The organism is Arthrobacter psychrochitiniphilus (assembly GCF_003185915.1).
Lineage (GTDB): Bacteria > Actinomycetota > Actinomycetes > Actinomycetales > Micrococcaceae > Specibacter > Specibacter psychrochitiniphilus.
The window spans coordinates 26,136-51,844 of sequence record NZ_QHLZ01000007.1 but is presented as its reverse complement, the minus strand read 5'-3'; the positions used below and the strand labels follow the sequence as shown (position 1 = coordinate 51,844).

The following is a 25,709-nucleotide window of genomic DNA, read 5'->3' as shown; positions in this document are numbered from 1 at the left end:
AGAAAAGTCTTGCCCATCACGCCAGCTGTCCAACCACCTGATCCTCAGCGAACGGAGCTAGCGTATGTATCCATTCTGTACTCCCGGACTGATACCGTCAGCTCTCATCGACGTTCCGGAATAGTACCAAAGCGTCCCGTTCTTGTTTACCCCGATCATGTCAGGCAAGCCGTCATTGTTGCTATCCCCAACACCAACAACGGAGGAATAGGCATTCCATCCCGACTTGCCAATCAATCGGGCCGTGTTGAAAGTGCCTTTCACACTAAGACGTCCAGAACCTGGATAGAACCAGAGCGAACCATCATTTTTGGTGGCCAAGAGGTCGTTGCTTCCATCTGCGTTGAAGTCAAAGGCAGACGCAACCGTATGGGCGTCCCTCAATGTCTCCGGGTTTGCTCTAACTCCTGGCGAGTATCCCTCGGAGTTGGAACTAACTTTTCCGTTTCCGGCATATAACCATACTGAGCCATCGGCCTTAATTCCCACCAGGTCGACCAACTTGTCACCAGAGATATCCCCTGGGCCAATGACTTGTGTAAAAGCGTTCCACCCAGCTCGGCCCACCTGCAGCGCTCGCGCGTACCCTTGGTCCGAACCACCGATACGCCCAGTTCCGGCATAGAACCACAGCGTTCCATCGGGGCGAACGGCCAATAGATCTCCGCTACCATCTTTGTTGTAGTCGCCGACGCCGTAAATGCCAGAGTAAATATTCCAGCCGTACCCTATCACCATGGCTGGCCGGTAACCCCCGACGCCGTCTCCCCCATAGAAATATAGTTGCCCATCGGTGCGCACCCCGAGCAGATCGGGATTCTTATCACCGTTGAAATCGCCAACCGAGATAACCTGCTTGAATTTATCCCAACCTGAATTACCAATTATTCTGGCTGGACGATACCCGTCATTCCCAGCCAAGGTACCCGCATAGAAGGAGTACGATGAATCTTTGTTCCTACCAATTAGATCCGGCTGCCTGTCACCATTGAGGTCACCGGCTCCAATGACGGCGGCAAATTTATTCCATCCGGACTTGCCCCATCTTACTCGGGCTAAATAGCCAGAACTGGTGGTTGAGACCTTCCCGGATCCTGGATAGAGCCACAGTGTTCCGTCTTTGCCAACGGCGGCAAAATCATCCGTTCCGTTCTCGTCAACGTCACCAACACGTACGATCGATGAGTAGGCATTCCAACCGCTGTTTCCTATCTTCTTAGCTGCACCCAGCCCTGAGCTTTTGGCACTGACCACACCCGTGCCCGGAAGAATCCAGAGCGTACCATCAGCCTTGATTGCGGCCACGTCAGCCAATCCGTCGCCGGTCAGGTCGCCTATTCCAGTTACGTAAGTAAAGCCGGTCAAAGTTGCCGTAGTTCGTACAGCAGGTTTATACCCAGTGTTGGCTGAATTCACCACTCCAGTTCCTGCATAGAACCACCAACTACCGTCCTTCCGCAGCCCAGCGAAGTCAGGTCGTCCATCTCTGTTGAAATCCCCTAAAGCTGTGAGTTTTGTGTAGACCCCGAACCCGGTTCCGATTCTAATAGCCGTACCAAATGTTCCATTTCCTTTGCCCGGATAGAACCACAGAGTACCGTCTTCCCTAGACTGTAAGAGATCGTTAGCCCCATCAAAATTGTAGTCACCAATCCCCAAGGACTGAGGAAGAAAATCATTCGCAACTGGCGGAGTTACTGAAACGTCGCTCTTAGCCGCAAACGCCTGAAGCTCAGCGTATGTTCCACGCCACACATTGCTATCACCTGCCAGATTCCAAGAGTCGGAAAACTGCCAAAAGTCATAGTTACTCCAGGAAGCTGGCAGTCCACCGGGTCCCAGCTTGAATCCATTCGCTAGATCCAAAGGGTACGCCGCGATGTGAAGCGGGTGATTGGGGAACGCTGCGCTGTTACCAGTGCAGGTACGCCACCAGTCACTTGTTGTATATATCATTGGAAGTCGTTTGGTTAGCGCCAGTATGCGATTCGAGAAGTCTTTGATCCATGTGACCATCTGACTTGCGCTCATATTAAAGCAGCTGTTCCCGTAGCTGGAGTACGGATTATATTCGATATCTAGCAAGGGCGGAAGAGTCATTCCATCGGATGACCACCCGCCTCCATTTTTGACAAAAAATTCTGCCTGAACTGCACCACTGGACTCATTTGGAAGAGCGAAATGGTAGGCCCCTCGAATTAAGCCAGCACTGTACGCGCCGGAGTATTGAGATGAGAATTTTTGACTCTTGAAGTCAATTCCCTCGGTAGCTTTTACATACGCAAATTTTGCTCCGAGGCGGCTCTGTTGCGCCCAATCCACATTGGGTTGGTGCCCACTAACATCGACGCCGAGCACGCCTGCTGGTATCCAGCTCGTCGCCGCGAACGGGGCCGCAACGCCGCTTTTTATAGTTCCTTGGCCCGGCTGCGAAGAAGAGTCACCGTATGCTAGCCCTTGTCCCATGCGCGCACCAGCAACTCCTCGTTGCTCCTCTATGCTGGCCTGAAATGTTGGAGTCACCTCATCCTTAGCGGCCTTCATGTATGCACTTATTTCTACGTCATCAAGCTGTGTCTTTTCCACTGGCTCCGCCGATGAAGCTGCCGACGTTTTAAGGGCCGGCTCAGCGGATGGCACCGCTGCAGAATCAAGGCTTTGTTCGGCGCTAGTAAGCGCTGTTGCGTGATTCAGATTTGCCGCTGTATTTGCTGTGACCGGCGGCTCGGTGGGGCCTGCTATCGCAGGAACTATAGATCCAGAAATCAGGGCCAGAGAAATGATGAGCCCTTTGGCTAGCTGCATTGCCGGTTTAGTCCCAGGGCTCTTTGTTCGCTTTTTTCGAATCAACATATTCTCATCCATACCTTGGCTCTTCACTTGTAATTATAATTTCTTTTAATGGTGCCGATAAATATCCAACAAAGCGAACCCGACGGCTACCCTTCCAGTGTCCAGATAGCGGGCCTACTGCAGTAAACCTAAACGCCCTACCCGAATTCGTGCCAGCCGGGACAGACGAGGGTATACTCGGATTCTGGAAATAGCGCACAAACTAAGTTGTGTGATGGATCCATGACACCGTTGGTTCTGAAATATTGTGTGGCACACCGTCATACTGGGTGACTTCGAACCGTGTACCTTGGAAGTCCATCTGCACGGGTGGGCCATAGAATGCCGCAGTGTGAACAAGAGTCCCCAAAATTGGGGAAGGAGCCTATCCCTCCTGACGACAAAAAGAGATGATTCCGGGCTACTGTCGACGGTCAAGGGCCGCACGAATTATTTGCCTAAACGCACTGTCGGGATCCAAATTACCCAACGGATGTTTTCCTAAAGTACGTAAGATCACGTTGGCGTTCTCGAAAGCTTGAATGGCAGATAGGAATGTGTCAGGCTCTCTGGCAGCCACCAAACTCCCCAGTATCAGATTATCTTCAGCAGCTGAAAGTGGCTTCCGGAATTCCGGTGCCAGCTCTGTGAGGAATTCGACCAACTGCTGCACGGCGCTTCTCTCATCAATCCCCCAATCCGCCCCAGAACCTCTGCGCTTGAGGGCACTAACCAAACTTGTCCGGGCTAGTTTGACTGCGATCCCCTTACGCGCAGCAGGGGAAAGTTCCTTCAGCCATTCATCAGGCAACCGAAAAATTGCCAAGAACTCCTCCGCCAACGGCAATAAATCACTAGTAACCCTGTCGTCAGATTCATTTCCAAGTACATATGCAGGACCCTTTGCCGGGAAGAGGAACCGTCCACCCGAGAAGTACAGTTGAAGCCCTGGAGCCAGATCTTCAGCTGTGCGTAACCCTTCAACATAGCGGAACTCGCCAAACCGCCCCAGGTTCGTGCGCCACAGTCCCCTCACGGCTGTCGCATAAGGCAACCGATCCTTGACCGGATCTAAGTTCTCTGTCCGACCTAAGCGAACTCTGGGAGTCTTGATGATCGGGCCTGATTCGTGCCGGACCGGCGCAATGACAGCATCAGCGTTCTTCTCGTTAAGCAGCTGATACCAGTTGGCCAATGCCCCCGGCTCAAGAAAGTCATCGGAGTCTAGGACACAGACAAATGGTGCCGTCGTGCTATTGAGTCCTGCATTCTTAGGTCCTGCGGGAGAATTTTTTCCATCATGAAGTTCCAAATACCGCAAAATATTGTCGTGCTGTGTATCAGCGCTTCTATTTATCTCTTCGGCAGAGATATTGTGGCAGACAACAGTAATCCGAATCCTGAGACCTTGCGAACCGTTCAGACATGAAGCAATAGCCCGTGATAGCGGTCGTGTAGTTGTGTGAACAGCAATAACCACGTCAATGTCTGGATTCTGTGTTCCGCTTATTTCCGCGGGGTCGGCTGGAACAACTGGTTCGGTCATGACTTACCAATTTCCAAGTAGTGCTCTGTCAATTCTTCCACGCTTTGCTTCAAGCTGCGCTGAGAAAGTACATATTCGCGTGCTGCATGCTTCATGGCCGCATAGGAGGCACTATCGAGTTCCAAGACGCTGCGGATGGCGTTACCTAATCCTCCCACGTCATCTTCGGTAACTAAGCGACCGCTGTTGGGGCCTACCATTTCAGGAGTCCCGCCGCTGCGGTAAGCCACAACTGGTGTCCCGCTTGCTTGAGCTTCCAAAAGCACCAGTCCCGCTGCTTCCCTTGCTCCGTTATGAAACCGGCTTGGCGCTACCAATAGGGTGGCGCTTTGCAGTTGTGCTAGGACTTCGTCACGGCTCAATTGTCCCAGCATTCTAATATGCGGATGGGTCTGGGACATCTGCCGAAGTTCTTCCTGGTGCACACCTCGACCGACCACTACTAGCTCATGTTCACAGAGTCCAAACAGTTCCACAGATGCTCGGGCCAAGTGCAAAATACCCTTTTGGTCATTGAGCGCACCCACAAAGAGCACAGTTGGACGCGACGATCGATGGTTCGGCCCCTCCCGCAACTGGTCCAGTGGGCGGAATACGTCGGTATCGATCCCCTGATAGTGGACAGTAATCTTCTTACTCGGAAATCCGTTGCCGATCGCTTGATTTGCCAGATACTCACTTACTGCCAAGATTTTGCTGCTGTACTTCTGTGCAAGATTGATGTTGTGGTGGTGCCACTTGGCCATGGCCGTAGTGGCTTGACGACCGGCCATGACTACATCAGAGCCATGAAGAGTGGTGACCAGTGGAATATTTTCCGCTTTCGCCGCTCGAATGGCGGGCCAAGCCCATGTGGCGAAATGCTGGTGAATCACAGCTGGGTCAAAGCGCTTGATAGAATGCGCCATGGCGGGCATGACCAGCGGAAGAAAGCGTTCCCTGCTAGCAAAGGGCTTATCTCGGAATGGGACAAAATCCTCAATCGGAACAGAAATCCCGGAATCACGGATCTCCGCCGCCATAGTGAAAAATCGAAAATCGAAGTCACCAGTCATTTTCTGAGCGTGTGCAACCGCAAAATACGTCGGAGGAATTAACAATGAACTCTTAGTCAGGGCAACCCTCACACCAACCGCCCCTTTCAGTTCTGGTTGGTGGGTTGGATCCCGAAGCAACGTTTCAGGATGCCGCGTTCAGTGTTTTCGTCTTGCTCAGAGCTCAAGGCTTGTGCAGCCCGGTGTGAATTTTCTTTGTAAAAGCGAATGTCTTCCCGAGAGAGAGAACTCACGGAGGCCGCCAGTGACTCCGGAGAAAAGTTTTCTGTAACAGCACCTAGATTGTGCGCTTGGATCAATGAACTTGTCTCCGGGGAAGGGCTGAAAACAATTGCAAGGCGGGCCTGTACAAAGTCAAAGAACTTATTAGGCAACATTAACCTGTGATTTGTGGTTTTAGGGGGAAGACTGAAAATTCCGATATCATATTGATTCAATGTCGCGGCAAGATCAGCTGGAGCAACAGCATCGTGGAAGACGATCTTGGGTGAACCGGCTGCCTTGCCCTTCAGGAATTCCCAATATTTCCCCCCGTCACGCCCCTTAACTAGATAAAGATCCAAGGTATACCCGGGCCCCAACATAAGTGCTGCTTCAATCATGCCCTCAAGATTTCTACCGGGAATTGCGGCACCGCTGTGAACCAGACGGATGGTGTCCGGCACCATTTCGCTCGGACTCAGGTCTTGGAACCGAGCAGCGTTTCGGACGATCTCGGAAGTGCAACCAAATTTCTCGTCATAGAGGCTACCAATGGAGCCATTGACTGCGGTCACTGCGTAGGACTTGGTCAGGTACTTCTCACACACGTAAGTCATGAACGGTTTGACTAAAATTCGCCACGAAAGCACATGTGTACGCTCTTCCGGCGCCCATTCATGCATGTCTCCCCAGACGGGTGTAGCTGGGCTCGTAAGCTCTGCCAATCGATGCGCCAGCGGCAGAGCTCTGGCCTCATTCGCGACGATCAGATCGTAAGTATCAGTACCGGCGAGCATCAAAGCCTGGCGTACAGCGGGAGCCTGGAACATGACGGATTCAAATCTGTGCAGGGCGAGGTTCGCGACGCCGGAGATTGTCTGCGGGAGCGAGGGCAGCGAAGAGTCGATCTCTAAATGGTAGGCCGCTTCAGTTGGTCTCGAACCATAGGAAAGAGTCGTGACATCGCCAAATTCAGCCAGTATTTTTAGTTGTCGCAACACCCTGGAATCCGCATTGATATCCGAAAACGATATGCACAGAATTTTGGGTTTCATTGAAGTCCTTCAGTCCATTCCATTGATATCCCAACTAATTGGGTTCGGCGCAATCCGCCTTAGACCTTCGCCGTTGCGCGGCTCGACCTTAACTTTTGGATATCTCCGTGAGAAATCCAGATCCACAATCCGACGAAGATGACGGCAATGGCCAGACCAACCCAAAGGTCCGGATTAGTCACCCAAGTATAAGCCAGTCCAACTGTCACGATGCCGACTCCGGCCGCCATACGCAGGAATAATCCGGCCCACTTCTGTTTGTCAAGTGCCCAACTTTTTGCGATTGGCAGAACTGAAGTACAGACAGTTGTGGTCAGATAGCCCACGGCAATAGCCATCAGGCCCATTGAAGGTGCAAGCAGCAGCCACAACAGGACCGACAGCAACAATCCCATAGCTGCCACGACAGAGACAAACCGGGCACCGGCTATGCCCTTGGCGTTTAGCCGGTTCACGCCTCCCACCGGAAGCGTAGTGAACATCACCGCAATAAGGAGAACAGGCAGTAGCTGACCAGCGTCCGCAAACTTCTCACCATACAGAACTCTCAGGAGCAACGGGCTAGCGAGAGCCAAGGCGCCAAAAACAGGAATCATTGTAACGACCAAGCCCCTAGTAACGAGGTCTGTTTGTCGGCGTAGGGAAGAATCATCTTCACGGCCGCCAGCTTCTGCCAATGTCGGGAAAAGGACTTGGCTGAGAGTTCGAGCCATCATGGTTGCCGGTGTTGCCAGGCTAAGGGCCGCCGCATAGAGCCCGGCATCGTGCGGGGTACCAACAATCTTGGCTGCAATCATCGAAAGCTGGAGCAGACCGGTACTCGATACTGTTCCCAGCACCCCATACAAGACAAACTTGTTCATCTCCTTCACAAACGGTTTGTCCAACTCTGCTGCGCCCTTTTTGGGCCAGCAAACAATGCCATAAACGCCGTAGGACAAAGCGAGCGGAATGAGTAATATGGCGTGCCACTGAAAACCCAGCACAAGGACAAGCATGATAATGGAGGCGATGGAGCTGAACACGTCCCACGTTGCCGCATGCGCGATCTGTCCTGCGCCGTATTGAACCCCTCGAGTGAAAGACCAGGCGGCATAGCCAAGTAGGAGGAACCCAGCGCTTAGTGCGGTTCCCAATTCCGTATGGAGCACGGTCAGGCAAACACCCACTGTCGCCATTGCCAATAAGATGGCGCTTCCGAGCATTCTGCGGCCCAAGTAATTTGCCACGGCTTGAGCCTGATCCATATTGCCTTGCCCACGCTTTTGTGCAACATAGCGAGTGGCAGCCTGACCGGCAGAGGTCGGCCAGAGCAGGCTCAGTAGCAAAGCCACCGACATGGCGGAGTTCACAGTACCGAGAGCAACTGGCCCCAGTACCCGTCCCAGCAGGATGTTGTAGAGGAATCTAACCAAACCTTGAGAGAGGGTTCCCATAAGGGCAAATCCCCACTTTTTGGAAAGTCCATCCACACTCGTTTTTCTAACGTCTGTGCGTCGTACGAGCTTTACCATTGGCAGTTGGCCGTCCTTAAATAGCCTTTCTAGGCAATTTAAATACCAGAAAGGCTTCAAAATTTACGTTCCACCAGCGTCGGTGAAAGTGTTGCACACAGTGCTTCACCTAAGTGGTGTAGCACTGCAAGTAGCGTCTTGCGAGCTTAGTTCTGCTCGTCCCATGGCCGAACGGCTTCATCGAGGGCAATTCGGCGCGACAGTAAAGTCAACGATGTCTCCAACCCACGAAAGCGCTGGTAAGTGGTGGCCATAAAGACTAGGAAAGTCACGATGAGAGCATAGAGCACTAGGTCTGTTCCTCGACCAATGCCGAAGACATTGGCCACACTCGTCAGAATGCTTGGGAAGAAGACCGAAAAAGCAGCAACCAGTGCGAACAGCACTAACAGGATGCGACGTATCGCAAGATGCCTGGCATTGGATCCTCCGCGCATTAGAGCGAGGGACACCAAAACTACGGCAAGGATGAGAACTATCTGAACAATTATCTGCACTTGCTTACCTAAGGAAGAGATCCGCGAGGATATTGACTGAGTTGAGCAAAGATTGCCCCTTGGACCGAGAGTAATCTGTATAGATAATTTCCACGGGATGTTCTACCCAAACAGGCTTGATCACAGAAAGCTGATTAACGAGCTCGGATGCGTGAGCCATTCGGTTCTGAGTCAGGCGAATTTTCTTGGCAAGGTCAGGGCTGAAAACCCGCAACCCATTGTGAGCATCGGTCAGAGCCATGCCGGTTGCCCAACGTGATTGAACAGCGGCAACCTTTAGCACCAACCGTTTGGTTTTGGAAACAACTGTCCTGTCGTCGAGGAATCTCGAGCCGAGAACAACTTCAGCTTCTCCAGAGAGGATCCGAGCGACCATTTCTTTGGCGTCTTCAACCCGATGCTGACCATCGGCATCGAAAGTGACAATGGCGTCGACTTCAGGGTCTGACAATGCATATTCAAGCCCCGTCTGCAGGGCAGCACCCTGGCCAAGATTGACGGGGTGCTGGACTACAACAGCTCCGGCTTTTCTTGCAACTTCCTGAGATCCGTCAGAACTGCCATCGTCGATGCAGACAACGTTGGGGAAATCCGTCAGGAGACCTTCGATGACTTTGCCAACGACTGTAGCTTCGTTGTACATCGGTATGACTATCCAAGTGCGACTCACAAAATCAGTATCCCATAGTAACTAGTTCGAACGACATCGTCTCCGCCAGCGCGAAAACGAGGTCCTTAGTTGTTTCTTGCAGCAATGACAATTAGTGCAGCTGCCTGAGAGACCGCTGACAGCGAGTGGTTCAGTTCCACCCATGCAGAAAGCTCCGCTCTGCGCTCAGCAGAAACGGGGTTCTCAATGGTTCGACTCATTGCATGAGCAACCTGTTTCACATCCCAGTCACAGCCTATGCCAAGGTTGTTCTCAGCGATGATCTCCTTCAGCGGTCCAACACCAGCGTAGATGGAGGGAGCACCCGCAGCCAGTCCCGCCAGCGCCTTGGTAGCAAAAGCAAAATCATATCCTTTGCCTGGCCGAACAGATGCCAAATTTGCCAACGAACTACGTGACCATTGTGCAACAACCGATCCAGCAACAGGTTCCTTGAAGAGGATCTGTTCGCCGAGATGTGCAGCTTTTTCTTTCAGCTTCGGGAGTTCGACTCCCTGCCCAATCATCACCAGCCGTACATCCGGATTCGCATCAGCGATGGAGATGAAAGCGTCAACAAAAACTCCGGCGCCTTGAATTTCGGACATGGTGCCAGCGTAAACAAAGTACTTTCCTTCCGCAGACTTGTCGTCTCCTTGGATCGAAAAGGTATCCGTATCTACGCCCGTGCCAACGTCAAATATGTTGCCGGACTTCCCTGTCAGTGCCGCGACTTCTTGCTTCACGCCGTTTGAAACGGCCAGAATTGATTTGGCACGTCGAAGCACATAACGTTCTAGGCCGGTTAGGACTCCTAGGACAACCCCGCTTACCCCGATACCCTTTGCTGCTGATGAGGAAACATCGGCTGAGAAGTATACGAAGGGGGTTTTCTTCAAAGCCGTGACGACCGCGACCATGAGTCCGGTGGTGGGCGGCGGCTCGACCACCACAACATCAGCCTTCCTGCTAAACAACAGTCTGAAGAACACTGGAATATCAAAGCTCATGTACTGGATGTAGCCACGGACATTTCCGCCAGCGTCCCGCAGCACCGGCCAGCGGCTCACCGGATACTGTGTGGATTGCAGCTCCATACCCACGGGAGGCTTGGACGAGAGCACTTCCACCTGGGCGCCCGCAGCAGTCAATGCCTCTGCTAACGCTTTAAGTCGATAGGCTGCTGCCCCGACTTCCGGTGCGAAAAGCCTCGATACGATAACCACCCGGGGGGACTTCGAAGAAATCACAGTGCAGCAATTCTCACATTCTGTCCCGTGCGTGAGGACTCCAACACAGCTTCAGCAACAACCAAGGTATCTTGGCCCTCGGCCATCGTGACAACGTCAGTACGCAGGCCAAGGACGGCGTCGCGGAACGCTTCATGTTCTGTGCGCAGCGGTTCCGGTTTCGCGATCGCCAAACGAGTGACATTGCCTTCGGAAACTCCACGGAATGCAGCCACGGACTCCCATTCGGTAGCTACGGTCCCATTTTCGAAGAACGTGAGGTCTGCGGTCACAGTATCTGCCACGAATGCACCCTTTTCACCTGTGACAATAGTCAAGCGTTCCTTCATCGGGGACAGCCAGTTCACAAGGTGGTTGGTAATGATGCCATTTTCCAGTTTGCCGCTGGCTACAACCATGTCCTCATGCGGGCGTCCACTGCGGGTTGTGGTCTGGGCAAAGATTGACGCGAAACGACTCTGGGCGAGCCAAGCAGTCAGGTCAATGTCGTGCGTGCCCAGGTCCTTGACCACGCCTACATCGGCGATACGTGCGGGGAATGGACCTTGGCGGCGGGTTGCAATCTGGTAGACCTCACCCAATTCACCGTTGGCGATGCGCTGGCGCAGCGACTGCAATGCAGGGTTGAAGCGTTCAATATGGCCGACGGCGCCCACCAGCCCCTTGGCCACGAACGCGTCAACGAGGCGCTGGCCGGCCGGTGCGCTAGCCGCGATGGGTTTTTCCACCAAAGTGTGGATGCCTGCGGCCGCCAGGGCCAGGCCGACTTCCTCATGCATTCCGGTGGGCACGGCCGCAACGGCCATGTCGATGCCAGCAGCAATGAGTTCCTCAACGCTGTGAAGCACAGGGAGTTCCTTGGCTACACCGTGAGGGTCGCCGAAAGCATCCGCAACGGCAACCAAGTCCACACCCTCAACTTCTCGAATGACGCGGGCATGGTGACGGCCCATCATGCCAAGACCGATAAGTCCTACGCGTAGATTACCCATGCTTAGGCTCCTGCCTTCACAATGGTATTCACAGCAGTAACGATCCGTTCAAGGTCGTTCTGCGTCACTGACGGATGCACGGGCAATGAGAGAACTTCTTTGGCCGCAATTTCAGTGTTCGGCAGGTCCGCAACACGGTTAAATGACGGGAGGCGGTGATTAGGAACCGGGTAATACACACCGGAGCCAATGTTGAACTCCGAGCGTAGGCGGGCATGCAGCTCATCGCGGCCTTCGGGGACACGAATGGTGTACTGGTGGTACACGTGCTCGGCACCTGGCGCAACCTTAGGTGTTCCCACGCCCTCAAGATTTCCTGTGAGGAACGCGGCATTGTCCTGACGCTGCTTGGTCCAGCCCATGACCTTGGTCAACTGGACGCGGCCAATGGCTGCGTGCAGGTCCGTCATACGGTTGTTAAAGCCGACCAGCTCATTTTCGTACTGAGTTTCCATTCCCTGGTTGCGCAGCAAGCGCAGATTGCGTTCCACCGTGGCATCAGAGGTAGAAACCATGCCGCCTTCACCGGAGGTCATGTTCTTCGTGGGGTACAAGCTGAACATACCGAATTTGCCAAACGTGCCCACTTTTTTACCGTTGAGCGCCGCTCCGTGGGCCTGGGCTGCATCCTCGTACAAGTCTATGCCATGCTTCTGGGCCAGTGCTGCAAAAGCTTCGGCCGCAAACGGGTGCCCGTACAAGTGAACAGGCATGATGCCCTTGGTCTTGTCGGTGATGAGTGACTCGACGTGGGCTACGTCCAACGAGTAGTAATCCAGTTCAATGTCTGCAAACACGGGAGTAGCGCCGGTCAATGCGACCGAGTTGCCCGTGGCAGCGAAGGTGAAGGATGGAACGATGACCTCATCGCCGGGGCCAACGCCCGAGGCCAAAAGCCCCAAATGCAATCCGGAGGTGCCCGAGTTCACAGCTACGCTGGCACGGCCGTCGAGCAAGACGTCTGAGAACTCAATCTCGAAGTCAGCCACCTGCTTGCCCTGCGCTAACATGCCGGTAGCCATGACCGCGTCTACGGCCGCCCGCTCTTCAGCTCCAATAATCGGTTTTGCTGCGGGAATGAAGTCCTGGCTCATGAGTTTTCCTCTGCCTCTTTCAGGGAGTTTGAATCTTCTACATACTTTGCTCCAGTTTCTGGACAAACCCAAAAACCGCCCTCTGCCTTGAGAGGGAAACCTGCCTTGCCAACCCAACCCAAACGGCGGGCGGGTACACCTGCCATGAGGGCAAACGCCTGCACATCCTTTGTTACCACGGATCCGGCAGCAATGGTGGACCAACGACCAATGGTGAGCGGGGCGATGCATACCGCGCGCGCACCAATGGAAGCGCCGTCTTCAATAGTGACGCCCACCGGAACCCAGTCATGGGCGCTCTTCAACGAGCCATCTGGGCTGACGGCACGAGGGTAGGTGTCGTTGGTCAGGACCACGGCCGGTCCGATGAAAACACCATTGCCTAGTACCGCAGGTTCGTAGACGAGGGCGTAGTTCTGGATCTTGGTATTGTCGCCAATCTTCACACCGGTACCAACATACGCGCCGCGGCCGACGATGCAGTTTGCTCCGAGCACGGCTTCTTCACGGACCTGTGCCAGATGCCAGATCTTAGTGCCGTCGCCCAGAACGGCTTGTTCTGAAACGTCTGCAGTGGGTGCTATAAAACTCATGTATTTTCTCCTGACATGCCGTCAAAGTGGGTAGAGGAAGACTCTTAGGCCTTGCCGATGACGCGGTAAATAACGCCGGCCCACTTCTCAGCCGAGCTCACACGCCGACCGTCAATGAAGGCCTTGACACCTGGCAGATCAGACGGCGTCAACTCCCGGTATTCAGCGTGATCTGCCTGAACTACGGCAGCGTCTACGGCATCACCTAGGTGGTAGGCAACGAAGCCAAGTTTCTCCAGCTCAGCATCCGTGTACATGGGGTCATGAACCAGTGCGGTGCCGCCGCGACGGTTGATGGCTTCAACGGCGTCGAACACTCCGGAGAATGCAGTCTCCTTCACTCCCCCCCGGTAGGCAGCACCAAGAACGACGACACGTGCCCCCGTCAGGTCTCCGTAGGCGCCTTCAAGCAACCCAATGGTGTAGTCCGGCATATCAGCGTTTGCGGCCCGGGCAGCGCGCACAACAGTGGCTTCCGGATCGTTCCACAGATACAGGCGCGGGTAAACGGGGATGCAGTGTCCACCGACGGCGATTCCAGGCTGGTGGATGTGACTAAAAGGCTGTGAGTTTGAAGCAGCAATGACCTGGTAGATGTCAATGCCGGTCTTTGCAGCGAAACGAGCAAACTGGTTGGCCAGACCAATGTTTACGTCGCGGTAGGTGGTCTCGGCAAGCTTGGCCAACTCTGACGCTTCTGCGGAGCCCAAGTCCCAGACGCCGTTGGCGCGGTTCAGATCGGGGCGCTCATCAAAGTCCAAAACAGACTCGTAGAATTCCACGGCCTTGGCAGCACCCGCTTCAGAAAGGCCACCAATCAGCTTGGGGTATTTGCGCAGATCCTCAAAGACGCGGCCGGTGAGGACTCGTTCAGGTGAGAACACCAGGTGGAAGTCCTTTCCTTCAACCAAGCCGGAGCCTGCTTCCAGAGCCGGCTTCCAACGTGAACGTGTGGTTCCTACGGGGAGGGTGGTCTCGTAGGCGACCAAAGTATCCGGAGTGAGGTGGCGGGCCAGCTCTGCAGTTGCGGTATCCATCCAGCCGAAGTCCGGGTTGGCATCTTTGTCAACGAACAGCGGCACAACAAGCACCACTGCGTCGGCTCCGGGTACAGCGTCGGCATAGTCCGTTGTAGCGCGCAGCTTACCGGCAGGTACCAGTTCAGAGAGCAGTTCCTGCAGGTGCGCTTCACCCGGGAACGGCTCGGTGCCTGCGTTGACCAGGTCTACGACTGTCTGGTTGACGTCCACACCAACAACGTCATGTCCCTTGGAGGCGAACTGGACAGCCAGGGGCAGGCCGATCTTGCCGAGTGCAATGACAGCAATCTTCACTTTTAGGAGCCTTTTCTTTCGAGCAATGATGACCTCGAGCTGGACAGTCGAAGTCAGGGCTTAAGTACTAGATTATAGGGATTTGTTGTTCGGCACTTTCATTTGTGATCAAGACCGCCAACCGAACCGCAGACTTTACCCACTCCCAAACTCATCTCACAAGCCCACGGTGCCACCAGCAGCCCCGAAATATGTCACTTTGTACCAGCAACTATCCAAATATTAGACGGGAGGGAGCAAGATCACACGCTAACTTAGGCAAGTAACGGCCATCGAGTAGGTATTCTGAACCTTTGGCCTAGTACGGAGCGAGACTTTCTTATGAACTGGTGGCAGACACTGCCCTCCATCTTCGTTGCTCTCGCATTACTACTATTGCCCGGTTTACTTCTCTGCTGGGCCCTTGGCTTACGTCACATTGCCCTCTCAGCCATGGCTCCTGTTGCTTCCACCGGACTTATTGGTGCTGCTGGCATAGTCGGAGGGCTCTTAAACCTTCCTTGGAATATCTGGCTTTTGGCGGCTCTAACTGCGGCGGCATCAGCACTGGTTTGGGTGATTCGATCCCAACTTCCTTCGCATCTGGTCTCCAAGCCGCTGTCACAACGGCTCAGGCTGCGAGACTTCCTTGTCTATCTGTTGGCTTTGCTTGTGCCTCTTTTGCTCATCGGCCAGTGGTACATTTGTGATGTCGGGACGCCGGAGAGCTTTATCCAAGCCTATGACAGTGCCTTCCATCTCAATGCAATCCAATACATCCTGCAGACCGGCAACGCCTCGTCGTTGACTCTTGGGCAAATGATTAACGCGGATGCTGTCTGGGCCGTATACCCCTCGGCGTGGCACTCCATAGCCGCGCTGATTGTGCAGCTATGTCATGTCAACGTGTTCGTCGCTGAGAACGTCTTAACACTAGTGGTCAGTTCCGTAATTTGGCCATTTGCCTGCATTGCCCTTGTACGCAGCCTTCTTGGAAGTAGAGCCATCACTCTCGTTGGGGCTGGAATTCTTTCTGCGACATTCTGGGTATTCCCTTTTCAAACTATCCAGCGTGGTCCGCTGCTTCCAAATCTGCTCTCGTATTGCCTTTTACCGCTAGTGGTCATAGCTCTGGCAGGCATATTTCGGCTTCTTCACCAGAAGATTATGAGCCCCTATGCTCTGGTCATGATGATGATGATCGGCAGTGCCGCATTGTTCACATCACAACCCAATGGATTTGCGGCATTGATGGTATTTTCCGTACCGATGCTTATCGGTGCTGGGGTCCGGCATCTTCGACGCTTTTACCGGGAAAAGCCACGGTTTGCAGTTCCGCTACAAGGACTCGCGCTCGCAGTTCCGGTCGTGATCTCATATTGTGTGCTCTGGAGTCTCTTGGTGCTCTCCTACGATCAATGGCAACCCGGCGAAACCGTGTTGGAAGCGCTCATGAACGTAGCCACCGGCGGCCTGACAAGTAACAGTCTCAACTGGCCTGTCTCTGTGTTGGCTCTATCCGGAATTGTTTTCATTGCCATACGCCGAAAGGGGTACTGGATGATTGGAGCCTTCGCGCTGTCCGCTGGTCTCTACGTGGTGGCTGCCTCAACTCCGAGTGGTCCTCTTCGAAATGTATTGGTGGGTATCTGGTACGAAGATACCCCCCGATTGGCAGCGCTTGTGCCGGTCTTCATGTTGGTATTGGCATCAACCGGCATTACCGGCATTGCCGAAATCATCGCTCGACGAGTGGCCACGGCTCCGGAAGGATTGCGGCGGATTCCCACTTTTGGCTTCGACAGGATGGAAACCACAACGATCCAAGCCGTCGCCGGGAGCTTGGTCATAGGTGCATTGGTTCTCACGGCCGTGCAACCAAGCAGCGCCAGCCTGCCAATCTCATTGACTCCACCGGTTTCATCTGAATTGCGGGCAAACGCAGATCCATGGGTCTCAAATGATGAACTAATCCTCATGGAAAGGCTGCCTGAAACCGTCCCTGCAGATGCAGTCATTGCCGTAAATCCGTTCAATGGCAGCGCCTTGGCTTATGCCGTTTCCGGACGCAAAGTGACGCAATACAGTTTGCAGTCGTCAGGACCGGGCAGCCACATTGCCGATATGGCGACCAATCTAGCCTATGCCCTGCCTGGATCTGTCACTTGCGAACAGGCTGCCTCACTAAATGTTCGGTACATTTTGGATTTCGGTCCAAGCTACCTCGGTTTCTACGAGGGTTCCTTGCTATATCCGGGATTCGTCAATATAGGCGGATCACCACGAGTTGTCCTGGTTGACAGACAAGGTACGGCAAAACTTTACGAACTCACCTCCTGTTAGGGACGGCCGAGTGGCCCGGATCCGATTCGTTAGGTCTCCATTTAGGCCCTGTATCTGAGATGACGGTATGAACCTCCCCGGAGATCATGCGCTGTTTTGTTGGCGGCATAGTCCGGTTACGAGCCGATTTAACGGGCTCTCCGCGGTTCGTGGTGAATTCCCTTATTGCAATGGAAAGTTCACCGCTGTTCTGGCGGCGCTTCTGAGCATAATGCGTGTTGTGTAGTTGGTGCTATTGACGAAGCCGCGGCCGGTCCTTTTGATGTGTTTGATGCTGGTGTTGTTGGCCTCTACTTTCCCTGTGGTGGCGCCGGTGACGATGAGAACTTCGATCTCTTTCCACCACCGGCAAATAGTCCGCCACAGCCTGGTCGTCTCAGGTTGATTGGATTCCTTCACAAGTCTTTCAAGGTCTGCCTTGGCTAGTTCGGCGTCTTCCAACGAGCCGGTGCGCAGCAGTGTTCGCACTTGTTCTTTCACGTCCCAAGCCGCCTTGAGTTTGCCGGTTGGATCGTCGGTTGCGAAGACTTTCCCCAGCCTTGCCTTGGCTGCTTCCGAAAGTGAATCAGCGGCTCGCAGGAGCAGCATCCGGTGTGCCCAGGCCGGATCAACGGCCCGGCCACGACGCCCACGCACCTTGTGGGAAAGTTGTTGGCGTACCTCCGTCAGCGCCTGATTCGTTAGCTGGATGAGGTGGAAGTGATCAACGGAAACGGCGGTGCGGGGCAGCCACATCCTCAACGCTTTCCTGAACGCTGCTGAGGGATCGATGGCAACGACCTGCACCCCGAGGCGCCAGTCCAAGGGTCGTTTGATCAGCCACGCACCGACTCCTGTGTGGTCTCGGCCGTCAACAACACCAAGGATTTGGCCAGTATCCAGGTCAACGATCGTTGTCATCCACGGCTCTATGCGTTGCCAAGTATTAGTTTCGGTGTTTTTGAAGAAGCGGACAGATCTGAAGCGGTGTTCATCGATACCGAGCATCCGCGGTCGTAGGAGATCAACGTCAGGAAGCTTCGTTGCCGCCATGTTCAAGGCTTTTTGCACCAGCCACCACGAGACACCATGGGCGATGGCTGTTTCTGTCGCTGCCCGCCCGGAAGAGACCACCGCATCAACGAGTGCGCCATGGAGCCGGCGGGTAGAGCGAGCCCTGGCTGGAACCTGGGCAGTGGCCTCAGAAAAGGTCTTTCGCTCGCACACTGACTCATCACAAAAGTAGCGGCGCTTACGCCAGAGTACCTCGACCGGGCCAGCGACGGGGATGTCCCGGACTCGCTGCCAGCGTCTGGAATGGCACCGAGTACCGATCACCCCGCACCCGGGGCAGCCTGACTCGACGGTACTTTCAACATGAACGCGGCGTTGCCCATAATCAAGGATCTGAGTCTCAAGAACCCGGTAATCCTTGAGGTTGAAGATCGTGGTGGCAGCATCAGGGTGCGGCAAAGTAAGCTCGTTCAAGGCTCGTAGTCCTGTCATCGATGAATGCGTCAGAACATCCATCACAACAGGGCTACGAGTCACCTTCGTTCAAGGACACGAAACCAGATTTCACCACGAACCACGGAGAGCCATTTAACGTGCCAGATACGGCTTTAGTGTCCGGGTAGGTGGCACCGCTTGTTTCTGCTAGATGGTGTGCAATCTCTCTAGATGGGACTGCTGTGCTCTTCTCGTGAAACCGGCGGCGCGATCAGCACCCCCAACAAAACGGTGGCATTACTCCAGGGATGGTTCTGTCATCACTGATCTACGTCAGCAAAAAGCTAGTGGGAGATAACCGTAAATGGTGATAATCCCAGATTACTGAGGAAGCAAAATAAATTATAGGTGGCGCGCTATCAACGGAGCCATGAGGGTCGAGAATTCGCCGTTTAGATGATCGGCATCGTAATAGACGGGAACTCCCCCGACAACTGCGTAGCACAGTTGCTGATCACAGAAATGTTCAGTTAAATCCACTAGTTTTATTCGTGAGGAGTCTAGTGACTTAGCTGCGGCTACGAGCGGGTCAGCCGGTTGGGCAACTTCTCTATCAACCGCGCACCGTAGCGGATCCTGAGGATTCGAGGTTACACAGTTGCGGTCCCTAACCGATCCGTTCAACGGAGGATCCGCAAGGACAAAGACTGTGCTACCTGCACTTGCCCACCGCAGCCAAAACTTAGGCAATCCCGTGACGTATTGTTCTTCTTGGCTACGCTGGGATCCATCGTCAAGCTGCTGTTCTCTGGCAAATATGGAGTAGAAAACCTTGCTAGGTTGTTCCTCCTCAATTATTTTTGCAATCGATTGGGAGCCAGACATGCAGGCTTCGCTTGCCTTTTTGTCAGCTTTTCCTCTGTAGCCCTTGAAATGTACGTCAGCCATCGGGCAACCGCCCAACATGGCATAACTTAGTCTCCACTTATTTACCTTAGCTAGCTGTATAACCGCCAATTTCCACTGTTCTGCGTGGGAATCTCCAGTCAGCCAAACAGCCTCTGCGTCTTTATTACCTTCCGAATAATCACACAACCCCACAACATCTACACCCGGGCGCTTACGTCCAGGGTCAACGGCGCATCCGGGCGCCGAGGCATAGTACTTGTTGGAATCACCCATGACTGTCTCTGCTGCTGGTCCAAACGGATCGCCGCACTGTTCGGAAACAGGAAGTGCTGCAGGCCCTGCACAAGGCTTTTGGATTAGCTGCTGTGATACCTCTAAAGACTGCTGCTGCTTTAGCGTGGATCCCAGGCTGAGCCCCCCAGCGATCAATGCAACAGCTAGAATGCCTATCCCCATGGCGGCAAAGGTGGCACGGGGCCTGTTGCCCAAAATGCGCCAAGATTTTCCCTTATCTTCAATGAAGTGCTTGCTCAGCCATGCCACAGGGAAGCAAACCAATAGAATAGCGATTTTCTGCCAGGAATTTAGCGCAGTCGACAACGCGAACGGGGCAATCACCACCAGTGGCCAGTGCCACAAATAGATCGAGTAAGAAATATCGCCAGTCAACTGCACTGGTTTCCATCCAACCAGCAAACCAAGTGGAGCGTTGGTCTGGTTCATGCCTGCAGCTATGACAGCTACGGTACCTAGGACTGGCAGTAAGGCAGCCCAGCCCGGGAATTGGGTAGCTGGGCTGAAGATTAAGGCCGCACTGAATATTGCTAACCAGCCGCAAGCAGCGACTACGCGAGCTGAAGAGCTTCTGAGAGCTACCCGGCTTCCTAGCAGTGCCAACAACCCGCCGGCGGCAAATTCCCACACCCGCACCGGCGTGACGAAGTAGGCCGGGCTTAGATTTGAGGCGGTAAAGTAGATGGAAAATAGCAGGCTTCCAAGCGCGATCAAGCCTGTGCCCAAAACAAGCGCCAGGATAGGTTTCCCCAGTTTTTTACCCAGGAAGTAGATCCCGAAAAGGAGGATTGGCCAGATGAAGTAGAACTGTTCCTCAACTGAAAGAGACCAGTAATGTTGGGCAATCGTCGCTTCATTGTTTAACGCGGAATAGTCAATAGACTGGGCCGCCAATGACCAATTCTCAACGTAAAGCACACTCATGAGCGTTTCTCTAGCCGTTGGCCCCCATTGCGCATATGGTAGCCAAAGGTACACGGCCAAGGAACTGACAGCCAGAACAACGAAGGCTGCTGGCAGCAGCCGCTTAATTCGCCGTGAATAGAAACGAGCCAAGTCAATTTTGGACGTGGCAGTGACTTCCTTCACCAAGTGGGTGGTGATAAGGAATCCAGAAATAACAAAAAAAACATCAACGCCGATGAACCCACCGGGCATTCGATTGGCCCACAAATGGTTCAAGACAACGAGCCCCACAGCCACGGCCCTTAGAGCCTGAATGTCCGCACGGAAAACAGCAGGCCGTCGCCTGGGGCGCTTCAGCGTGTGAGCTGTTGCAGCTACCGTTTCATAGACGGGGCTGTGGCTCACTGCCCGCGCATTTTCGCAACAGCTTCATGGATGGGGCCGTCAAAACGTACTTCACCGTGATCCAACAACACTCCCCTGTCACAGATCCGGGAGACAAGGTCCAGGTCATGGCTGACCACAACAAGAGTCTTGCCATCTGAGGCCAGTTCCTGAATCTTAGCGATGCACTTCTTCTGGAAAGGTTCATCACCCACAGCAAGGATTTCGTCCACAAGGAAGACCTCCGGGTCGGTATGCACCGCAACGGAGAACGCCAACCGCAGGTACATGCCAGAGGAATAGAACTTTACTTCGGTGTCAATGAACTGGCCGATCTCCGCAAAATCAACAATCGATTGGAACCGCTCATTGATTTGTTCCTCAGTCATGCCCAAAATAGCGCCGTTGAGGTAGACATTGTCGCGTCCAGAGAGATCGTGGTGGAAGCCTGCTCCCACTTCGATCAGGCCAGCAACGCGTCCGCGGGTACGCACGGTTCCGCTATCCGGAATCATGACCCCGGATATGTGCTTGAGCAAAGTTGACTTCCCGGATCCATTAAATCCGAGCAAGGCAACAGTCTCGCCCTGCTGCACTTCCAGGTCCACGCCTTTCAGCGCATGAAACTTCTCAGAGAGCTCACCCTTGCGGCCTTTGATCAACCAAACAAAAACCTCTTTGATTGATCGTGATCTGCGCAGCACAAACTGTTTGTCAATGCTTTTTACTTCAATGGCAATAGTCATTCTAAAGCTCCTGCGCGAAGCGGCCTTCAAGCCGGCGGAAGGTCAGCTGTCCCCACAAGAGGATCGCTGCGGAGATCAGCACACCCACAGGGATCCAGAGGGAGAGAAGGTGCGGCGGGATGGCTTGGGCCCCATCCGTGGTCGGAAGCCAGAAAGCGTAGTGAAAGGTCTCCACCGCGATGGTGATGGGGTTCATCTGGTAAACCGTGAACCAGAAATCCCCCACTTTGGCCTGCACCATGGTCCAGGCATACATAACGGGGGAAGCCCAAGTGGCAATCATCAAGAGCATATCCACGAAGTTTTCGGAGTCTCGGAAATACACATTGGCTGCACCAAACAGCAAGCCCAGTCCAGTGGCCAACAAAGCAACGATCAGAAAACCCGCCACGGCAGCCAACAACTGAATCAGGTTGGGATTCCAGCCTGAGAAGAAGCAGGCTACTAGCAGGATCATCAGCTGAGGGAAGAAGTGCACTGCTGAAACCCATACCGAAGCCACAGGAAACAACTGGCGGGGCAGATAGATCTTCTTGATCAGTCCACCATTGCCCACGATTGACCGTGAGGCATTGCCAAGCGCTTCAGTAAAGAAGTTGATGAGGATGATTCCCGAAAACAGGTAAATGGCGTAGTTCGGCAGGCCACCCCTGTTGGTGGGGCTTTGCTCCAGACCCAGAAAAATACCCAACGCCACGTAAAACACAATGAACTGGACACCGGGTTTGACGTAGGACCACAACAGACCCAGCACAGAGCCGCGGTAGCGGACCTTGAGTTCCTTGCGCACTAAGAGCTTGAGCAGGAACCGTGCCCGCACCACATCTGCCAGTCCGCCACTCACTCCTGGGCGGACCAGTTCACTGTTCGTTTGTGTCATGTGTGACTAGTTCTCGCTTTTTTCACTGTGGGCTTCGAAAGTTTTTTCCCAAGCCGCAATGGAAGTGATCTCGCTCAGTGCGTTCTTGTATTGTGTGCTGAGCTTGTGCCAATCTTTCAGCAGTGCTGCGTGCAACTTGGCACTTTCTGCCATCATGGTGCGCAACTGTTTGGGATCACGCTTGTACCAAGAAGCACCTGTTCCTTCGGCGTTGGAAACCACAGCAGAGTCATACTGCGACATCCGCCACCAGCGGTTATCTTGGTGCGCCACATTGGTCTGGGGCCGTTCCTTGCTCGAATCAGAAACAGGCAGTGACAACTGACGGATCACGGTCTTGGCAGCCCAAGGCAGTAGCCCCACATAGGAAGGCGGGGTAACGCCGTGTCCACGCTTAGGCGGCTTATCCATCTTCGGCGCCGGGTAAGAATCGGGGTCTGAAGAGAACTGTGAATCAGAGTAACCACTCATCATGGAGCGGATTTCTGGCAGCTTCCCCGGCAGTAAACCGTGCAACTGCTCCGGGCCCCGCAACAGGTCACGCAGAGCCATGATGCGGCCCTGAGCAGTGGCGTACTGCATGGACACCAGGTGCTTCACATCAAAGGCGTACGACTGGCGCACTACCTTCCCACCAAATTCGTAAGGGCTGTGAATCAGTGCTGCGATGAACCTGTTCCGTGCATGGAAATAGGCTTGCCATCCAACAAGATCGTCCTTGTCGATCCATGAAACATGCCACACGGCTGCGCCCGGCATGGATACCGTGGGGTAACCTGCTGCCTTGGCACGCAGGCCATACTCGGCGTCATCCCACTTGATGAAGACAGGCAGTGAGAGCCCAATTTCACGGATTACCTTGGTGGGGATCATGCACATCCACCAGCCGTTGTAGTCCACATCGACACGGCGGTGCATCCAACCTGTGTGACGCAGATTGGACCCGACAAAGTCATGGCCCAAAGTCATCTCGCCGCTGGGCAGATCGGGCTGGAATGAATACGGGTTCACAACTTCACCGAAGGTGTGAAGCACCGTGCGGTTGTATAGATCAAACATGTGGCCGCCCACAATGGTGGGGGTTTTGCACAGATCAGCAAACGTCAAGAGCCTGATGATGCTCTCCGGCTCTACAACAACGTCATCATCCATGAGAAGGGCATAGTCGCTGCCATTCTTATCAGCCTCGTACATGCCGCGCGCAAAGCCACCCGAACCACCCAAGTTGTCCTGGTTGATGATGCGCAGCTTTCCGGCAAGGGCATCGGCAACTTCGGCGAAGCCTTCTGCGTCAGCCACCTTTTGTGTGCCCTGATCCACCAGGATCAGTTCCTTGACGTGTTCCAAAGCCTGGGGGTTCTCAGCCAGAAGGCGCAAGTTGTTGATGCAGAAATCGGTCTTATTAAGCGTGGTGATTTCCAGCGTAATGGTGCCAGGCTTCTTGAAATCGCCTTCGGCCTGCCACTCCGCACCCTGGAGGATCAACGGCGCTGATCCTGCAACCAGGTCAAACCAGTACCAGCCGCCATCGCCAAAGGGGGTCAGCGAAAGGTCAAAGTTGCTGACAGCATCGCCTTCAACACGGACTGAGTCAACACGCTGCAGTGCGCCACGAGCGTTCGATTTGTAGACAATTACCGCGCCAGCACCTGAAGTGGCAACACTCAAGCGCACGCTGTCCACAGTGGTCCAGCGGCGCCAGTAGCTGGCAGGGAAGGCGTTGAAGTACGTGCCGAAAGAAACACGCTCACCCGGGCGGACCGATGTTGCGTACCTGGACAGGAAATCCTCAACATGGACTTCCTTTGTGGGGGCACTTACCGTTTGAGTCGTCTTGGCATCGCGCATCGTGTTACCAGCGCCAGCCGTGGGGATCTGCACACCCATGGCACTACCGGTATCCATGTACAGCGGCGCGGTGTCCATCTGGCTCTGCTCGGGCAGGATGACCCGCTGGAGGGTGCGCCATTGCTCGGACTCAACTGCCGCCGTCGTGCTTTCCAACTTCTGCGCTACGCTCACGCGTCAACTCCTCCGCTTTGCAGCTTCGCACCACCGGTGAAGTGGGGCTTAATCTTGTTGTCATACATATTCAGTGCCGAACCAATGGCCATGTGCATGTCCAAGTACTTGTAAGTGCCCAGACGGCCACCGAACAGTACGTCCTTCTCACCGCGGGCAAGATCGCGGTAGGCCAGCAGCTTGCTGCGGTCATCGCTGGTATTGACCGGGTAGTACGGCTCATCGCCCTTCTCGGCGAAGCGGCTGTACTCGCGCATGATGACCGTGGCGTCCTTGGTGTAATCGCGTTCCGGATGGAAGTGGCGGAACTCGTGGATACGCGTGTACTTCTGCGCCTCATCCGGGTAGTTCATGACCGAGCAGCCCTGGAAGTCCTCGATGGGCAGAACTTCCTGCTCCAAGTCAATGGTGCGCCAGGACAGATCACCTTCGGCGTAGTCAAAGTAGCGGTCCACGGCGCCGGTGTAAATGACCGGGACCTGGCCGGTGACAGCCTTGCGGCCGTACACACCATCGTCAAAGAAGTCGGTGTTCAGCACCACTTCAATGTTTGGGTGGTCCGCCATGCGCTCAATCCACGCAGTGTAGCCGTCTACCGGCAGACCCTCGTGGGTGTCGGAGAAGTAGCGGTTGTCATAGTTGTAGCGGACAGGCAGGCGGGAGATGATCTCGGCTGGCAGGTCCTTGGGGTCCGTCTGCCACTGCTTGCCCGTGTAGTGCTTGATGAACGCCTCATACAACGGGCGGCCAATTAACTGAATGCCCTTGTCGTTCAAGTTGGACGGATCGGTTCCAGCAAGCTCGCCCGCCTGCTCCTGGATCAGCGCACGCGCTTCACCGGGGCCCATGGAGGAACGGAAGAACTGGTTGATGGTACCCAGGTTGATGGGCATCTGGTAGACCTCTCCGTTGTGGGAGGTGTACACCTTGTGCTGGTAGTTGGTGAACGCGGTGAAGCGGTTCACGTACTCCCAGACGCGCTCGTTCGAAGTGTGGAATAGGTGCGCTCCGTAGCGGTGCACCTCGATCCCGGTCTGGGCCTCGTTCTCGCTGTAGGCGTTTCCGCCGATGTGGTGACGGCGGTCAAGGACAGCAACCTTCAACCCCAACTCGGTGGCGGCACGTTCTGCAATGGTCAGGCCAAAGAAACCCGAACCAACGACGACTAAGTCAGCGTTCACAAACTCTCCTGCGGTGCTTGGTAGC

General features: G+C 54.4%; 19 protein-coding genes. 1 reads left to right on the top strand and 18 read right to left on the bottom strand.

Annotation, left to right across the window (positions count from 1 at the left end):
- Positions 1–57: 57 nt before the first annotated feature.
- The 12 genes from CVS29_RS11905 to CVS29_RS11850 all read right to left on the bottom strand — a co-directional run bounded on the left by CVS29_RS11905 (position 58) and on the right by CVS29_RS11850 (position 14,612).
- Entirely contained in the window at positions 58–2,865 is a 2,808-nt protein-coding gene (locus tag CVS29_RS11905) for a GH25 family lysozyme (RefSeq protein WP_110106561.1), read from the bottom strand.
- Between the two features lie 388 nt (positions 2,866–3,253).
- Positions 3,254–4,378, bottom strand: coding sequence for a glycosyltransferase family A protein (locus tag CVS29_RS11900; RefSeq protein WP_110106560.1), 1,125 nt, complete (start codon positions 4,376–4,378; stop codon positions 3,254–3,256).
- Positions 4,375–5,433 carry a glycosyltransferase gene (locus tag CVS29_RS11895; RefSeq protein ID WP_110106559.1) on the bottom strand — a complete coding sequence of 353 codons (1,059 nt, stop codon included), beginning with the start codon at positions 5,431–5,433 and terminating at the stop codon, positions 4,375–4,377. The genes CVS29_RS11900 and CVS29_RS11895 overlap by 4 nt, the downstream gene beginning before the upstream one ends.
- A gap of 86 nt (positions 5,434–5,519) precedes the next feature.
- A complete protein-coding gene (locus CVS29_RS11890) occupies positions 5,520–6,689 on the bottom strand; it encodes a glycosyltransferase family protein (protein WP_110106558.1) in 1,170 nt (389 codons plus the stop codon).
- Positions 6,690–6,748: 59 nt separating this feature from the next.
- On the bottom strand, positions 6,749–8,161 hold the full coding sequence (locus CVS29_RS11885; RefSeq protein WP_170120966.1) for a lipopolysaccharide biosynthesis protein: 1,413 nt from the start codon (positions 8,159–8,161) through the stop codon (positions 6,749–6,751).
- A 188-nt stretch (positions 8,162–8,349) separates the two neighbouring features.
- Entirely contained in the window at positions 8,350–8,700 is a 351-nt protein-coding gene (locus CVS29_RS11880) for a DUF2304 domain-containing protein (protein ID WP_110106556.1), read from the bottom strand.
- A gap of 4 nt (positions 8,701–8,704) precedes the next feature.
- A complete protein-coding gene (locus tag CVS29_RS11875) occupies positions 8,705–9,343 on the bottom strand; it encodes a glycosyltransferase family 2 protein (RefSeq protein WP_110106555.1) in 639 nt (212 codons plus the stop codon).
- Positions 9,344–9,435: 92 nt separating this feature from the next.
- Positions 9,436–10,599, bottom strand: a complete 1,164-nt coding sequence (locus CVS29_RS11870) for a glycosyltransferase (RefSeq protein ID WP_110106554.1) — start codon at positions 10,597–10,599, stop codon at positions 9,436–9,438.
- Complete coding sequence (locus CVS29_RS11865; RefSeq protein WP_110106553.1) at positions 10,596–11,591, bottom strand: Gfo/Idh/MocA family protein; 996 nt, start codon at positions 11,589–11,591, stop codon at positions 10,596–10,598. Before CVS29_RS11865 ends, CVS29_RS11870 begins: the two co-directional genes overlap by 4 nt.
- A gap of 2 nt (positions 11,592–11,593) precedes the next feature.
- A complete protein-coding gene (locus tag CVS29_RS11860) occupies positions 11,594–12,685 on the bottom strand; it encodes a DegT/DnrJ/EryC1/StrS family aminotransferase (RefSeq protein ID WP_110106552.1) in 1,092 nt (363 codons plus the stop codon).
- Positions 12,682–13,278 (bottom strand): acyltransferase, encoded by a 597-nt coding sequence (locus CVS29_RS11855; RefSeq protein WP_110106551.1) that lies wholly within the window; start codon positions 13,276–13,278, stop codon positions 12,682–12,684. The genes CVS29_RS11860 and CVS29_RS11855 overlap by 4 nt, the downstream gene beginning before the upstream one ends.
- Before the next feature lie 44 nt (positions 13,279–13,322).
- Positions 13,323–14,612 carry a nucleotide sugar dehydrogenase gene (locus tag CVS29_RS11850; protein ID WP_110106550.1) on the bottom strand — a complete coding sequence of 430 codons (1,290 nt, stop codon included), beginning with the start codon at positions 14,610–14,612 and terminating at the stop codon, positions 13,323–13,325.
- Between the two features lie 321 nt (positions 14,613–14,933).
- Here CVS29_RS11850 and CVS29_RS11845 point away from each other — a divergent pair, with 321 nt between their 5' ends.
- Positions 14,934–16,934, top strand: coding sequence for a DUF6541 family protein (locus tag CVS29_RS11845; RefSeq protein ID WP_110106549.1), 2,001 nt, complete (start codon positions 14,934–14,936; stop codon positions 16,932–16,934).
- A 162-nt stretch (positions 16,935–17,096) separates the two neighbouring features.
- Here the strand turns inward: CVS29_RS11845 and CVS29_RS11840 are convergent, their stop codons facing one another.
- The 6 genes from CVS29_RS11840 to glf form a co-directional block, all read right to left on the bottom strand.
- Complete coding sequence (locus CVS29_RS11840; RefSeq protein WP_245932211.1) at positions 17,097–18,401, bottom strand: ISL3 family transposase; 1,305 nt, start codon at positions 18,399–18,401, stop codon at positions 17,097–17,099.
- Between the two features lie 363 nt (positions 18,402–18,764).
- A complete protein-coding gene (locus CVS29_RS11835) occupies positions 18,765–20,876 on the bottom strand; it encodes an acyltransferase family protein (RefSeq protein WP_110106547.1) in 2,112 nt (703 codons plus the stop codon).
- On the bottom strand, positions 20,873–21,601 hold the full coding sequence (locus CVS29_RS11830; protein ID WP_110106546.1) for an ABC transporter ATP-binding protein: 729 nt from the start codon (positions 21,599–21,601) through the stop codon (positions 20,873–20,875). Before CVS29_RS11830 ends, CVS29_RS11835 begins: the two co-directional genes overlap by 4 nt.
- Position 21,602: 1 nt before the next feature.
- On the bottom strand, positions 21,603–22,481 hold the full coding sequence (locus CVS29_RS11825; RefSeq protein ID WP_110106545.1) for an ABC transporter permease: 879 nt from the start codon (positions 22,479–22,481) through the stop codon (positions 21,603–21,605).
- 6 nt (positions 22,482–22,487) lie between these two features.
- Entirely contained in the window at positions 22,488–24,407 is a 1,920-nt protein-coding gene (locus CVS29_RS11820) for a glycosyltransferase (RefSeq protein ID WP_110106718.1), read from the bottom strand.
- A 92-nt stretch (positions 24,408–24,499) separates the two neighbouring features.
- A complete protein-coding gene (glf, locus tag CVS29_RS11815) occupies positions 24,500–25,684 on the bottom strand; it encodes a UDP-galactopyranose mutase (protein ID WP_110106544.1) in 1,185 nt (394 codons plus the stop codon).
- Positions 25,685–25,709 lie beyond the last annotated feature (25 nt).

Bases quoted from the DNA above. Each gene is read 5' to 3' on its own strand.
- CVS29_RS11865 (WP_110106553.1), bottom strand. From the start codon at position 11,591: ATGGGTAATCTACGCGTAGGACTTATCGGTCTTGGCATGATGGGCCGT.
- CVS29_RS11895 (WP_110106559.1), bottom strand. From the start codon at position 5,433: ATGACTGGTGACTTCGATTTTCGATTTTTCACTATGGCGGCGGAGATC.
- CVS29_RS11900 (WP_110106560.1), bottom strand. From the start codon at position 4,378: ATGACCGAACCAGTTGTTCCAGCCGACCCCGCGGAAATAAGCGGAACA.
- CVS29_RS11905 (WP_110106561.1), bottom strand. From the start codon at position 2,865: ATGGATGAGAATATGTTGATTCGAAAAAAGCGAACAAAGAGCCCTGGG.
- CVS29_RS11875 (WP_110106555.1), bottom strand. From the start codon at position 9,343: ATGTACAACGAAGCTACAGTCGTTGGCAAAGTCATCGAAGGTCTCCTG.
- CVS29_RS11855 (WP_110106551.1), bottom strand. From the start codon at position 13,278: ATGAGTTTTATAGCACCCACTGCAGACGTTTCAGAACAAGCCGTTCTG.
- CVS29_RS11845 (WP_110106549.1), top strand. From the start codon at position 14,934: ATGAACTGGTGGCAGACACTGCCCTCCATCTTCGTTGCTCTCGCATTA.
- CVS29_RS11830 (WP_110106546.1), bottom strand. From the start codon at position 21,601: ATGACTATTGCCATTGAAGTAAAAAGCATTGACAAACAGTTTGTGCTG.
- CVS29_RS11860 (WP_110106552.1), bottom strand. From the start codon at position 12,685: ATGAGCCAGGACTTCATTCCCGCAGCAAAACCGATTATTGGAGCTGAA.
- CVS29_RS11825 (WP_110106545.1), bottom strand. From the start codon at position 22,481: ATGACACAAACGAACAGTGAACTGGTCCGCCCAGGAGTGAGTGGCGGA.
- CVS29_RS11890 (WP_110106558.1), bottom strand. From the start codon at position 6,689: ATGAAACCCAAAATTCTGTGCATATCGTTTTCGGATATCAATGCGGAT.
- CVS29_RS11820 (WP_110106718.1), bottom strand. From the start codon at position 24,407: ATGGACACCGCGCCGCTGTACATGGATACCGGTAGTGCCATGGGTGTG.